Raw genomic sequence first — 13,864 nt, 5'->3', positions numbered from 1 at the left:
AAACAACAATGAAAAATCAAACCAGATATTGGTGGAAAACAATTGCTTCTTTTCTTTTAGTTCTATTTACCATGCCTTTGGGACATGCCCTAATGATTATGATGGAGCATCTGATCATTCCTACTGCACTCCATTATACGGCATTTGCCATGGGAGGAGTAGGATTGCTTATGGTTATCATCGGTGTCTTCGCACGAAACGACACGAAACAAACGCTTTGGGGACTGTTCGGTGGCCTGCTTTTTTGGACAGGCTGGGTAGAGTTTTTATTTATGTACTATGCCAGCCGATATGGAGTACAGCCCGAAATGCTAAATGGAGAAGTAGTAACACGACCAGAATATCTGATTATGCCGACCTCATTCGGATTCTGGGCTATGTTCATGGTGCTCTATCTATTTAGTGTAAAGACAGGCTGTAACTTTATCAATTGGTGTCAGACGGCATTGTTCCGAAGTAAGAAAAGTGAAATCGTGGCACGCCCCATGACCCGTCATACATCTATCGTTACCTTCATGGAACTTAACATGATGTTATGGAGTTGCTACCTATTACTAATGTTCTGTTACGACAGTAACTTCCTTGGGGACCATCATCCGGTGACAATGTTGATAGGTATGGGTTGCCTGGTCGGTTCAGTGTTCATGTTTCGCCGGCAGTTACGACTTGCCTCTTGGGGAGCAAACATCCGCATGGCAATAGCCACGGTAATCGTATTCTGGACACCGGTGGAAATATTGGGACGAATGGATTTCTTCAGCGAAATATGGGTTGATCCGTTAGGGCATCCAACAGAGATGATCACGATTCTGGCTGTTTTTGTCATATTGGCTATCTATTTATGGTATATAGCCTCTAAGAAGAAACAAAAAGCGGCACATCAATCCTCTCGGTAATCAACGCATCGCCAATTTATTCATAATCTTCGGGAACTGAACAGCGAAGATGGCTGTGCAACAAATAGCTGCCGTAGCATCCGATATGCCTTCGGCAGCATAAACTCCTACTACGCCCATCAGATGCGGAAGTATCAGAGCCAACGGAACCAACAAAATCACCTTACGGAGCAATGCTATGAAAATGGAAACTTTTGCCTGTCCCAGTGCGACAAACATATTCTGGCATGCCCGCTGCAATCCGAAAATCGTCATTCCTGCCAGAAATACGGGCATCACCCGCACTACGGTTTCTATCAGTTTTTCATCGGACGTAAAGGCTGAAGCAATGACAGACGGAAACAGGATCATCAGCAGAATCAAAATAAAATTGAACAAGAACATAAAGGTCATCACTATCTTAAAGCATTCTTTAACCCTCTCCCGGTTTCCATGCCCGTAATTATAGCTCACAATAGGTACAAATCCCAATGCAAATCCGGAAAGCGGAACGCTGACAAAAAGCATGGCACTCTGCATGATCGTCAATGCGCTCACGTAGATATCACCAAATGTTTTCAGAGACCCATTCAAGACAAAGCCAACCAGACTTTCGGTACTCGCCATAATAAACGGTGAAGCGCCCAGTGCCAGTATAGCACCCACTACTTTCCTATCCAATTTCATATATCGGGATTCAAGTCGCAAAGAAGCACGGCCGGATGTCAGAAAAACCAATACCCAAGCAGCACTGCAAGCTTGCGAAATGATAGTAGCAAGTGCCGCCCCTTTCACTCCCCATCCAAAAACAAAAATAAACAGAGGATCGAGTAGGATATTGAGTAGCGCTCCGATAACAATCGACAACATAGCGATACCGGGACGGCCCTGAGTATTAATAAAGGTATTCAACCCTACAGAAACCTCTACAAACAGAGTACCGATCAAGTAGATCGAAAGATAATCCGTAGCATATCCGAGAGTCTGATTGGACGCACCTGTAAACAAAAGTACCGGCTCCATAAAAAGATAAGATAAGGCAGATGTCAGGAGCGTAAAAAGTAATAATAGCACAAAACCATTCCCCAATATTTTTCCTGCATGTGAGCGATTGCCCTGCCCTAAAGCTATGGCTGCAAGGGGTGCACCTCCCCCCGCCACAATAGCAGAGAAGGCGGAAATCAAAATAATTAGAGAACCTGCCACACCGATACCAGCAAGCGCCTGTGTACCAATTCCGGGAATGTGTCCGATATAGACTCGGTCTACAATATTGTAGAGTAGATTTACAATTTGTGCAATTACTGCAGGAAGTGCCATCCTGAATACAAGCGGCAACATACGGTCAGTACCAAGCCTCTCTTCATATTTATCATTCATAACCCAAAAGCAATAAAAAAGCCCTTTACGTTATCGTAAAAGGCTGATTATAATTTGTAGTGGGTACGAGAATCGAACTCGTATTACATGCGTGAGAGGCATGTGTCCTAACCGTTAGACGAACCCACCGACTGAAAATTAGATTCAAAAAGAGCCAAGCAATAAACTCGGCTCTTCCCTTGTCATCTTAAAGTTGAGATTTGGTGCGGAAGCTGGGGGATTCGAACCCCCGGTACGGTTACCCGTACGTCAGTTTAGCAAACTGGTGGTTTCAGCCACTCACCCAAACTTCCTTTTTAACCGCATTTCCTCTCAAATGCGATGCAAAGATAGAGGGAACTTTTGAACTACGCAAATCTTTCTACAACATTTTTTTCACGGATTTTATGCGAAATAAGTTAACCAGCTAAGTTTCAAATGTTAAAGGAGAGAACTTTTTTTTCATACTCTCGCTCTCCAGGGCAGTCATTGGAGTAGAAGGAATCTTTTTACTTTGAAAAATTGATTTATATCAACTGATTTTCGTATTTTTGTCTCCGCAATCTATAATAACTTATCAATATATACATGATGGAAAACCTGAAAGAGACAGTGGATGCTGTTGTAAACTCCAGATATCCGGAGATGAACAAAGAGGGACGGGAACTACTGGCACAGGTCTTGATACGTAAAGAACTGGAAAAGGGTGAAATGTTGTTGAACGAAGGACAAATAAGCCGTCACATGGTTTTCGTCGGAAAAGGAATGTTACGGCAATTCTATTATAAGAACGGGAAAGATGTCACCGAACACTTCTCATACGAAGGATGTATTCTGATGTGCATCGAAAGTTTATTGAAACAAGAACCCACCCACTTGATGGCCGAAGCGTTGGAACCGGCAGTGATATACATGCTTCCCTACGACATCCTGCAAAAGTTACTGGAACAGTCCAAAGAGATCAATGCTTTCTATCGCAGAGTGCTGGAATATTCACTCATTGTATCACAAATAAAAGCTGATTCATGGCGTTTTGAAACGGCACGTGAACGTTATAACCTGCTTTTACATCACCATCCGGAGATTATCAAGCGGGCACCGTTATCACACATCGCTTCCTACTTGCTGATGACCCCGGAAACACTCAGTCGTGTACGTTCGGGAGTACTGTAAAAAATATTTTTTGATTTATATCAAAACGTAATCCAATTACATGCTGTATTTTTGCAGCAGTTAATAAATAGGTTGTTTTTTATAGGAATAAAGATTAGTTTTTAGGTAACAATTAAAAAAACAGGCAGTGTCGGAAATCCGCCACTGCCTGTTTTTTATAAGTATACCTTCCCCATCATTCATAAAGGTCGTGTTTCACCATCTCTTCGAAAAGTCTGGCGAGCTTCTCCACGATCGGTTTCACATAGCGTTCACCTTTTTCAGCAGTAGCTTTTCTGGGATCTCCCACTCCACTGTCTGCTGTCGCTTTATCCCAATGGCGGGGCACCCAGGCTACTTTCTCATTCAACGAAGCGATGGCAAACGGTTTCGACTTTCCGTCACCGGCTTCAGCCAGATTCACCAATTCCGGATGATAATGCATCATCACAGCAGTTTCCGACTCTCCAGCATGATCGTCAACCTCCGCTTCAAAATACCCTTTGGGAGAAACCACTTCAAACCAGTTTGCGGCAGCAATCAGAAAATCGGGATATTCAAAGGCAAGATCACGAATCATCCCCTTAAAATTGTTTCCTCCGTGTCCACACAGGATGACCAGTTTCCGGAATCCCTGCACATAAAGAGAAGATACGATATCTTCCAGAATAGCCTGTTGAGTAGCATAACGGGTATGAATACAAAACGGCAATTCACGTTGTCCCGGATTATGCGCTCCAAAAGGTACGGGCGGCATCACCATACAACGTACTCCCGAACGTGCAAGTGCCATTTCGGCTGCCTCTACGGCAATATCGTGAGGAAGAATACAATCGGTAAGATACGGTAAATGCAGATTATGGGGTTCCGTAGCTCCCCACGGTAAGATGATAACGTCATATTTCAGCCCTTTCACCTTTCCAAGGCAGGATACTGAAAGATCTACTTCTTTATTCATGGTCTTCTTTTTTTTAATTCAAATGTAACATCGCAAAGATATGAATAAAAACATTCCGACGAATACCTGATAAGTAAAAACGAGTTCACCATAAAATAGACAGAGCCCCACAGAGTTTTTCCTATTTCTTCTCGATAAAACTCTGTGAGGCTCTGTGGTGAACCCTGGATTTAATTCATTATCTTTATTCCCACAAAATAAGTCCGCGGCTGAGTCGGTCCGTAAAAGTAACCTGCATCCCGGAACTCTCCTTTATCCAAGTCCTTTTGGAAACTATTGAATATATTTTGTATTCCACCGTTCACCTGCATCTTGATATGATCTTTCAGCACAAAAGTATAGTTCAGTTTCAGATTAAGGTCCACAAACTGCGGGGTGTGCTCCATACGCGACTTCTCGATGTATCCCGCCATATGCGGCACAATCATCTTACCGGTATAAGTACCGGAAAGTGAAAAGTCAAAGCTCTTCAACGGTGCCGACGTGAAAGTGAAATAACCGTAATAATCCGGTGTACGAGGCATCCGTTTCGTTGTCTGTTCCTCTTCCCCTTCACTGGTCCATATCTCTGCCCGGTTGTATCTGCTGCGTTGCACTGTAAATCCCAATTGCAACTGTGCCTCACGCCCGTGAGCTACCTTCGCATCCAGATTGACACCATATACTTTCGCCCCGCTACCATTCCGGCGCTCCTTTATCTTATCTCCATTCTCGTCCAGACCGATATCCTCGAGCACAAATACATGATGCAGATCAGTATAAAAACCTTCCAGAAGAATATTAGACTGCCAGTGTCCCATTGGGAACGACCAATCCACCGAACCACTAAAGCTGTTGGAACGTTCTTCACGTAACCCCTCAGCCAGTCGGATCTGCACCCCTTCACCTCCCACAGCTGTCACATGCAGGTCTTCATCGTAAGCCTGCGGGGCCCGGAAGCCGGTAGAGTATGTCAGACGTGCCTGCAAATTATCGCTCGGCTTATATAGAAAATTCACACGCGGGCTAAAGATCGGATGATCGATCAGGTTATGCTTGTCCAGACGTGCTCCCACGAGCATGGTCCAGCGGTTCAAGCGCCATTCGTTCTGTACAAATCCTCCGGCAATACGGACATCCTGCTGCATGTCACGATGATACCCGGTCATCACATCGTGCAGAGAGTTATTCTGATACTCTACACCACCTGTAAATGTAGCAGGGGCAAAAAGACAACGGTCCATATTTCCCACATACATACCTCCCACTACCCAAGTCAGATCGTTTGTTTTACCATACGCATTCATATCCTGTTGAGCACCGTAATAGCTGTTGCGATCCGTATGCTGGATAGATCCATATACAGACATCTTATGCTTCTCTCCCCAATAACGGTCATAACTTAATCCTCCGCTATTGATAATATGTTTTGTTTGTTCGGTAATATCCGATTCGTGAGGTTGTAAATTGAATTTATTGCCACCCCGGCGAAATTCATTTGTTGTGTGATACTCCACATTGATGCGGCTGAAATAGTTGGGACGATAGTATGCACGCATCCCGAAAGTATTCATATTCAATTTGCCCAGTTCCGAAAAACCATCCCCGTCCGCATCATAAGGATTACGATTTCGGTATGTCTCATACAAAGCGATACCGTACGAATTATCTTTCGCAACCAGAGAAACGTTTCCTCCCATATATTGCTCCCACGACTTACCATTCATATTAGACATCGTGCTTGCCACCTGAAAAGAATTGTTTATCGGATCTTTTGTAATAATATTGATTGTACCTCCCACAGCATTGGCCCCAAACAGAGCCGATCCACCTCCGCGCACCACTTCCACACGTTCGATCATATTTACCGGAATCTGTTCCAGCCCATACACTCCCGACAATGCGCTGATGATAGGACGGCTATTAATCAGAATTTGCGAGTAAGGACCTTCCAATCCATTGATACGTACTTGCGGAAAACCGCAGTTCTGACAATTGTTCTCTACCCGCAGCCCTGATTGAAAATTAAGCGACTTCGCCAGGTCGGTAGAATTCACCGTTTCAAAAAGCTTGGCGCTCATCACGTTCACCACCACCGGCGCCGCCTTCCGGCTCACCTCATTCCGGTTGGCCGAGACAACCACTTCATCTGTCATAAAACTCTCTTCTTCCATCTGGAAATGAACCACCGATGTGGCCTCTGCACTGACCGTGATTGTTTTTTCCTGTGTTTTATACCCCATTACCTGTACACGGAGTGTATATTTCCCGGCAGCCAACTTACGAAATTCAAACTGCCCTTCTTCATTGGATACCGCACCACGGTTGGTCCCCAATATCATTACCGTTGCGAACGGAATGCTTTCTTCAGTGCCTTTCACAATAACGTGTCCGGCAATCATATTACCTTCTTTAATCGGATTGACTGCATACAAACTCATGCTTACACACGCAAGCACAAGCATAACTATATAATTTTTCATTGTTTGTTATTAGCTATGATATATAAAAGAGTAAAAGAAACGGAAAGGGGCTCTCCCCTTAAATTTAGTTTAAGCCTGTTCGGCCGGAGGGGCACGCAAAGAAATTACCCGTAAATGTGTTTCAGTCGTCACCGGTATACTCTCAGGTATCTCTACCGTAAACAGCACCGGCCGTTCGGGTGTAAAATCATATTGCACATGGGCTTCCAGCGAATGGAATGTAGCAAAATGGGCAATAACAACAATATTAGATGTAGAATGTGAGTGAGTACCTTTATAGGGGTGAGAGTGCGCAATCATTACGCCGTTTACGTAATGCACATGGGTAAACATCGTAATGCTCACCTGGTACGTCACGAACAGCGTCAACAACAGAAACGATAATAGAACTCTTTTGATGTATCCCACCTATTGCACTCTTATTTTTAAGTCGGCAAAGATAGTTATTATTTTCATAAGTATCTACACATTTCTTCCAGATATTTCCGGTCGGTTTCATCAAAGAAATTCAGGAGATCACTGTCTATGTCTAACACTCCCCATACCCTACCTTCCTTTATCAGTGGAACCACAATTTCCGATCTGGAAAGCGAGCTGCAAGCAATATGTCCCGGGAAAGCTTCCACATCCGGAACCAACTGGGTTTTAGCTTCCTCCCAGGCCGTGCCGCAAACTCCTTTACCTTTTCGAATGCGCGTACAGGCCACCGGTCCCTGAAACGGTCCCAATACCAGCCGGTCCTGCTTCACCAGATAAAAACCTACCCAGAAAAAATCGAAAGCTTCCTTCAAGACAGCAGCTACATTAGCCAAATTGGCAACCAGGTCCTCTTCCCCCTCTATCAGAGCCTTTACCTGAGGCAACAAAGAGAGATATTGTTCCTCTTTGCTGCCCGATATAAATGTAAGTTCTTCAGCCATATTCTATTATTTAGTTCCAAACAGATATTCATAATCCCTCTCTGCAGCGGGCTTCACCCACTCTTCGGGAATAAATTTCCACTGGTTCAACGCACGGGGATTCAGTGTGCCTTTCTTTTCGATATACTGCATCAGATAAAAACGGAGATCTTTATCCGTTGAGAATATGATACGCTCTTTCAGCTTTTCTTGTGGAATTCCCGATCCCTTTGTCAGTAGTTCTCCACCGCCGTTGCCACGGTAAGAGTTCAGTGCTACCTTATATATATGATCCATTCGGAACGGAGCACCGTCTGCCATGCTGACGATGGTCACTTTCTCTCCTTTCGGTTTAGTCACATCCACTGTATAAATGATTCCGGCAGCCGAATCGAAGTTAAAGCTGAAATTCTGGAACGAGGCCCGGTCTTCGGCACTCGCCGTACGTTTCTCCTTCAACCACAGCAAATGATCTTCCGGCGACTTCATCTGATTCGTCCACATATAATAGGATTCCTCCAGAAAATCTTTAATCTCTTTTCCCGATAGCTTCATTACATAAAGCATATTTTCATATTTATACAGGTTGAACATATCGCTCACGCGGATATCTCCTTTCTTTATCTGAGCATCAAACGATAGCGGAGCGGCAAACGAAATGTCTGCCCCCGAAATGTCGAGTTGCAGCGAATGGATAAAATCGATAAACGCCGACGAACCGAAATAGGCCGGACGAGTAGACAGATCTTCCGTAAACACACCGATTTTCTTCGAAACAAACTTCTCTACCGCACCATATTGCACTGCGAAATGTCTCATAAAGGCTTCACTTACACCATATTCTTTTGTATCCGTCAATACCCCGTCTATTTGTTTGCTCACCACTCTGCCGTCTTTCAGTTTCAGTGTCACATCAATGTCCGACACTACAATCCCGTTACTTGCCGGATCAATCACCAGCACGGAGTCACCCGCAACGTTCACTATCTTTTTGCACTCCTTGGCATGGTCATGCCCCATCAGTACCATATCGAATCCCGGCACATTCTTCGCCACATTCAACGATGCATTCTCGTTATACTTACCCGACATGACAAAAGCATCCTGACCTGCATGAAACAGCCCGATCACCAAATCCGGTTTTTCTTTCTCACGGATCACTTTCATCCACTTCCGTGCTGTCTCCTCCATATCGTCAAACCGTAGCCCCTGCCACAGATTCTCCGACAACCAGGCAGGAATAGCCGGTGTAATCATGCCCAGTACCACAATCTTCACCCCGTCACGTTCCAACACTTGATAGGGAGGAAGATGGGTCTTGCCCGTAGCCGTTTCGATAATATTAGCCCCCAGCACCGGAAATTTACACTCACCGATCCAACGATCGAATACAGGGCGACCCGTTTCTACATCATGATTTCCCATGTTTCCGGCATCGTATCCCATAAAGTTCATCATTTCGGCACACACATGTGGTGCTACTGTATCTATATAATTATAGTAGTATGCCGAAGGCTGTCCTTGCAGAATATCTCCGTTATCCAGCAAAATAAGGTTCTTTTTATAAACTTCCCGATTCTTTTGCACCAACGCATACACGCGTGCAAGGCTTCCGCCCCACTCCTTCTGAGTGATAAAATTATAAGGAAAGTAATTACCATGCACATCGCTTGTCTGCACAATCTTCAGTTTCACCTCTCTCTCTTGTGCCGGCAATACACACACCAGACAAAGCAAGAAAGCACAAATACAAATCAATCTTTTCATCATAATAATGGTTTAAATTTGATTCACCACAGAGTCTCACTGAAAGGATTTAAATAGAGAATAAACTCTGTGTGACCCCGTGATAGTCTCTTTTTCTTATAACGGATGCGAAACAACAAACCTCGCCCCTCTTTCATAGTCAGGATCAATCCAGATACTACCACCCCATTTATCCACTGTCAGCTTACAGATCGAAAGTCCTAATCCGGTCCCCTGAGCATATTCGTTCAGCTTCTCAAACCGTTCGAACACCTGCTTCTGTTTCTCTTTCGGAATGCCGCAGCCCGTATCCGCCACAGCAAACAATACCCGCTTCTTCTCCCTGTCTACTTCAAACTGCAATGTGATTGTACCGTTTTTGGTAAACTTCGCCGCATTCGTCAGCAAATTGATAAGCACCTGCTGCAAACGCTGAACATCTACCTGTAAAACAAAAGAGTCGATCTTGGTTTCAAAAACAAACCGGTTACCCGATTCCCGGCGCGACATCTCTACCGACGACAACGCCTGCCTGCATAGCTGAACCACGTCACAGTCTTCCGGAGTCAGCGTCACTTTATCTGCCTCCAACCTCGAAAGATCGAGTATATCATTAATCAGCCGTAACAACAAATCGGAGTTCGACTGGATAATTCTGAAATAATTCCGCTGATCCTCGTCCGAGCTTCCACCCGAAGCCAACACGTCCGAAAAGCCCACGATCGCGTTCAATGGTGTCCGTATCTCATGGCTCATATTAGCAAGGAAAGCACTTTTCAACCGATTCGATTCTTCCGCCCGGTCTTTCGCTTCATACAAATCCGCCTGCGAACGTTCCAAATCATCCTTCAGCCGTTTCGTCCGCAGATAGAAATAGATAGAAATCAGCAGTCCCATAACCAGGACACACAGAACGCCTACTCCACCCCAGATCTGATACCGGTATTGCCGATAGAAAGAAGGTGATTCGTTTACCAGCTTTACCGCCATAGGCAATGCAGCCACGTTTATCTTCTGTTCCTTCACTTTTTTACTATCCAGTAGTGCTTCCGTGCCTACCACTTCCACCCGTAGTGTCGTATCTCCGGGATTTTCCAACAACCGGGCTGTTTCCGCTGCCAGCTCTTTACCAAATGTCCGGAAAGCAGGCACTACCCCTCCGACAGCCCAATAACCCAGTCCGATGGAAGTAGCTGTAAATGTCGGTATGTCCGGAATCGCTTCCATCATCGAATACGTGGCATTCCTCATAAAATAGCCTTCGTTCTTGTCTACCCTCCACGTGCCTATTAGTACAGCCGTATGTTTCGGCAGTTTCCGAAGTTCGTCCACAATGGTATAAATGGTGTGTTCGCGCCCGTCCAGCAGAATCAGGTTCAGTTCAGGAAACTGTTTCATCTCCCTCCGCACATGCGCCTGCAAAGTGACACCCCCATAAGTATTGTCCGATATAAAAGCGATATTCTTTGTATCCGGATAGATAGCCCGGATCATGCGGATGTTCGATGCAATGTCATATTCGTACATAAATCCGCCACGTACCTGCCGTTTCAGATTATCTTCATAAAAATCGGATGATTCCGGCATCCAGTGTACCAAATCTTTTTCATCATCCGGAAGTAGTACCACATTCCGGCTGGTCAGTGCGCACAACACGGGCACTTCCCCTGTCACTGAATCGTTCAGTGACAAATAAGAGGCCCATGCCTCCTGTCCGAACAGAATAATCAACGCCGGCTCCTGATTCCCCCGGTATTTATCTAAAATGTCTCTCATCACCCCTTTCCAGCGAGGAAAATCAGAGAAGCTCTTACAGTTCATATTTTCAATGACCACTCCCCGTTTGCCCCCTAATCTCTCATATTCATCCATAAAATCGGAAACATTGGCTGAAGTAGGATACGCTCCCGGATTATACGAACAGATCATAAGGATAGGTTTCTCTCCGGTAGCGGCATATCCCGTCAGGGGACGGCAGAAACCCATAACTACCAGAAGCAAAAAAAGAATATATTTAAGCGACACCGGCATATTCATCTGTTTTAGAGTGTGTGTATCCGTTTTTTATGCCCGCAAAGATACTAAAAGTTGATGGTTATAGTAGATTATTGCGTACATTTGTCGCTCAATGTCCTAAAAATAGTTTATGGAAATCTTTCACAAAATGATTTCGGCAGCGCTCAACCTGCCGGAAAAGCAAATCAGCAATACCCTCAGGCTATTGGCCGAGGGAGCCACTATCCCTTTCATCAGCCGCTATCGTAAAGAAATCACGGGCGGCCTGGACGAAGTGCAGATAGAAGCTATCAAAACGCAGTACGATAAACTCTCCGACCTCGCCAAGCGTAAAGAGACCATTTTCGGCACCATCAGTGAACAGGGCAAACTGACACCCGAATTGCAGCAACGCATCGATGCGACCTGGGATGCCACTGCCCTTGAAGATATCTACCTGCCCTACAAGCCTAAACGCAAGACCCGTGCGGAAGCCGCCCGTCAGAAAGGGCTCGAGCCCCTCGCCCTGTTGATAATGATGCAGCGGGAGAACAACCTCAACGCCCGGGTTTCCGCCTTCGTGAAAGGCGATGTCAAAGATGCCGATGATGCCCTGAAAGGCGCCCGGGACATCATTGCCGAGCAAGTCAGCGAAGACGAACGTGCCCGCAATGCCGTGCGTAACCTCTTTGCCCGTCAAGCTGTTATCACTGCCAAAGTAGTAAAAGGAAAAGATGAAGAAGCTGCCAAATACCGCGACTATTTCGACTTCTCTTCTCCCCTGAAACGCTGCACTTCACACCGCCTGCTCGCCATCCGCCGTGCCGAGGCCGAAGGTTTGCTGAAGGTCAGTATCACCCCTGACGACGATGAATGCCTCGAACGACTCTATCGCCAGTTCGTACGCAGCACCAACGAATGCGGACGCCATGTATCCGAAGCCGTGCAGGATGCCTACCGCCGCCTGCTGAAGCCTTCCATTGAAACTGAGTTTGCCGCCCTCAGTAAAGAGAGAGCCGACGATGAAGCCATCCGTGTTTTCGCCGAAAACCTGCGCCAACTGCTCCTTGCTCCGCCTCTGGGGCAAAAACGTGTCATGGGCATCGACCCCGGATTCCGTACCGGCTGCAAGGTAGTCTGTCTCGACGCGCAAGGTAATCTGGTACACAACGAAAATATCTACCCGCATCCCCCGGTAGACAAAAAAGCCGAAGCCGCATCCAAACTCCGGAAAATGATAGAAGCCTACAAGATAGAAGCTATCGCCATCGGCAATGGGACTGCCAGCCGCGAGACAGAAACCTTTGTCACCCACCAGCAGTTCGACCGTCCCGTACAGGTATTTGTCGTCAGTGAGCAGGGTGCTTCCATCTACTCCGCTTCCAAGATAGCCCGCGACGAGTTCCCCGATTATGATGTCACCGTCCGCGGCGCCGTATCCATTGCCCGCCGCCTGATGGACCCGTTGGCGGAACTGGTAAAAATCGACCCCAAATCCATTGGTGTAGGTCAGTACCAACATGATGTAGACCAGACGAAGCTGAAGAAATCGCTCGACCAGACGGTTGAGAACTGTGTCAACCAGGTAGGCGTCAACCTCAATACCGCCAGTAGTCATCTGCTCACCTACATCTCCGGGCTGGGTCCGCAACTGGCACAGAACATCGTCTCCTACCGTGCCGCCAACGGCGCCTTCTCTTCTCGCAAAGAGTTGATGAAAGTACCCCGCATGGGAGCCAAAGCTTTTGAACAGTGCGCAGGGTTCCTTCGCATCGCCGGAGGTGAGAACCCACTGGACAACACCGCCGTACACCCCGAGAGTTATGGCATCGTCAATCAAATGGCGAAGGATCTTTCGTGTACCGTACCCCAATTAATTGCCGACAAAGCCCTGCGCAACCGTATCGAAGTAGAAAAGTATATCACCCCTACTGTAGGGCTCCCCACTCTGAAAGATATTCTCCAAGAGCTTGATAAACCGGGACGTGACCCGCGCGACACGATACAGGTTTTTGAATTCGACCGGAACGTTCGCACCATCAATGACCTCCGCGAAGGCATGGTGCTTCCCGGTATCGTCAGCAATATCACCAATTTCGGTGCTTTCGTGGACATAGGCATCAAGGAAAACGGACTTGTCCATCTCTCCCAGCTTGCCAACCGATTCATCACCGATCCCACCGAAGTGGTCTCCATCCATCAGCACGTCACGGTGAAAGTACTGAGCATTGACTTCGAACGGAAACGGATACAGTTGACGATGAATGTCGAATAATAGCTTCAAACAAAGATTTCACCGCAGAGGTGAATAAAACCCCGGTACCTCCTCCAATTAGCCCCTAACAAGAATAAACGACAACCACTGTTGTACATGCTCTTATAGAAAGAGGTAACCGGGGTCAGACAGATCTTCAATGT

Annotated in this window: 10 protein-coding genes and 2 tRNA genes; 3 read left to right on the top strand and 9 right to left on the bottom strand. The window is 46.2% G+C overall.

Translation table 11 applies throughout. The features are described 5' to 3' along the window. Positions 1–8 precede the first annotated feature (8 nt). A complete protein-coding gene (locus G7Y45_RS11150; protein ID WP_241158975.1) occupies positions 9–896 on the top strand; it encodes a hypothetical protein in 888 nt (295 codons plus the stop codon). On the opposite strand, the gene G7Y45_RS11145 is transcribed toward G7Y45_RS11150, so the two are convergent. The 3 genes from G7Y45_RS11145 to G7Y45_RS11135 form a co-directional block, all read right to left on the bottom strand. Then, positions 897–2,255, bottom strand: coding sequence for an MATE family efflux transporter (locus tag G7Y45_RS11145; RefSeq protein ID WP_005776582.1), 1,359 nt, complete (start codon positions 2,253–2,255; stop codon positions 897–899). 57 nt (positions 2,256–2,312) lie between these two features. Beyond that, positions 2,313–2,384, bottom strand: a tRNA-Glu gene (locus tag G7Y45_RS11140). 77 nt (positions 2,385–2,461) lie between these two features. Then, positions 2,462–2,548 (bottom strand) — tRNA-Ser (locus G7Y45_RS11135). A gap of 277 nt (positions 2,549–2,825) precedes the next feature. On the opposite strand from G7Y45_RS11135, the gene G7Y45_RS11130 reads away from it, so the two are divergent. Then, a complete protein-coding gene (locus tag G7Y45_RS11130; RefSeq protein ID WP_032530433.1) occupies positions 2,826–3,407 on the top strand; it encodes a Crp/Fnr family transcriptional regulator in 582 nt (193 codons plus the stop codon). A gap of 175 nt (positions 3,408–3,582) precedes the next feature. Here G7Y45_RS11130 and G7Y45_RS11125 read toward each other — a convergent pair whose 3' ends face one another. The 6 genes from G7Y45_RS11125 to G7Y45_RS11100 form a co-directional block, all read right to left on the bottom strand. Continuing rightward, entirely contained in the window at positions 3,583–4,344 is a 762-nt protein-coding gene (locus G7Y45_RS11125) for a creatininase family protein (RefSeq protein ID WP_005776580.1), read from the bottom strand. A 170-nt stretch (positions 4,345–4,514) separates the two neighbouring features. After that, a complete protein-coding gene (locus tag G7Y45_RS11120; RefSeq protein ID WP_005776579.1) occupies positions 4,515–6,806 on the bottom strand; it encodes a TonB-dependent receptor in 2,292 nt (763 codons plus the stop codon). A gap of 69 nt (positions 6,807–6,875) precedes the next feature. Next, entirely contained in the window at positions 6,876–7,214 is a 339-nt protein-coding gene (locus G7Y45_RS11115) for a hypothetical protein (RefSeq protein ID WP_005776578.1), read from the bottom strand. 44 nt (positions 7,215–7,258) lie between these two features. Further along, the gene (locus tag G7Y45_RS11110) at positions 7,259–7,726 is read right to left on the bottom strand and encodes a GAF domain-containing protein (protein WP_005776577.1); all 468 of its coding nucleotides are present in this window, start codon (positions 7,724–7,726) and stop codon (positions 7,259–7,261) included. A gap of 6 nt (positions 7,727–7,732) precedes the next feature. Then, positions 7,733–9,472, bottom strand: a complete 1,740-nt coding sequence (locus tag G7Y45_RS11105) for a bifunctional UDP-sugar hydrolase/5'-nucleotidase (protein WP_165015522.1) — start codon at positions 9,470–9,472, stop codon at positions 7,733–7,735. A 96-nt stretch (positions 9,473–9,568) separates the two neighbouring features. Then, the gene (locus G7Y45_RS11100; protein WP_005808915.1) at positions 9,569–11,482 is read right to left on the bottom strand and encodes a HAMP domain-containing sensor histidine kinase; all 1,914 of its coding nucleotides are present in this window, start codon (positions 11,480–11,482) and stop codon (positions 9,569–9,571) included. 115 nt (positions 11,483–11,597) lie between these two features. Between G7Y45_RS11100 and G7Y45_RS11095 the strand changes: the two genes are divergently transcribed. Further along, positions 11,598–13,721, top strand: a complete 2,124-nt coding sequence (locus G7Y45_RS11095; protein ID WP_005808917.1) for a Tex family protein — start codon at positions 11,598–11,600, stop codon at positions 13,719–13,721. Positions 13,722–13,864 lie beyond the last annotated feature (143 nt).

This window comes from Bacteroides sp. ZJ-18 (genome assembly GCF_011038705.2).
Lineage (GTDB): Bacteria > Bacteroidota > Bacteroidia > Bacteroidales > Bacteroidaceae > Bacteroides > Bacteroides hominis.
The sequence above is the reverse complement of the archived record's forward strand: the minus strand, read 5'-3'. Positions and strand labels throughout refer to the sequence as shown.

What these genes read in the sequence shown, in the direction of transcription:
- G7Y45_RS11100 (WP_005808915.1), bottom strand. Translation starts at nt 11,482, where the DNA reads ATGCCGGTGTCGCTTAAATATATTCTTTTTTTGCTTCTGGTAGTTATG.
- G7Y45_RS11105 (WP_165015522.1), bottom strand. Translation starts at nt 9,472, where the DNA reads ATGAAAAGATTGATTTGTATTTGTGCTTTCTTGCTTTGTCTGGTGTGT.
- G7Y45_RS11120 (WP_005776579.1), bottom strand. Translation starts at nt 6,806, where the DNA reads ATGAAAAATTATATAGTTATGCTTGTGCTTGCGTGTGTAAGCATGAGT.
- G7Y45_RS11150 (WP_241158975.1), top strand. Translation starts at nt 9, where the DNA reads ATGAAAAATCAAACCAGATATTGGTGGAAAACAATTGCTTCTTTTCTT.
- G7Y45_RS11110 (WP_005776577.1), bottom strand. Translation starts at nt 7,726, where the DNA reads ATGGCTGAAGAACTTACATTTATATCGGGCAGCAAAGAGGAACAATAT.
- G7Y45_RS11125 (WP_005776580.1), bottom strand. Translation starts at nt 4,344, where the DNA reads ATGAATAAAGAAGTAGATCTTTCAGTATCCTGCCTTGGAAAGGTGAAA.
- G7Y45_RS11145 (WP_005776582.1), bottom strand. Translation starts at nt 2,255, where the DNA reads ATGAATGATAAATATGAAGAGAGGCTTGGTACTGACCGTATGTTGCCG.
- G7Y45_RS11130 (WP_032530433.1), top strand. Translation starts at nt 2,826, where the DNA reads ATGGAAAACCTGAAAGAGACAGTGGATGCTGTTGTAAACTCCAGATAT.
- G7Y45_RS11095 (WP_005808917.1), top strand. Translation starts at nt 11,598, where the DNA reads ATGGAAATCTTTCACAAAATGATTTCGGCAGCGCTCAACCTGCCGGAA.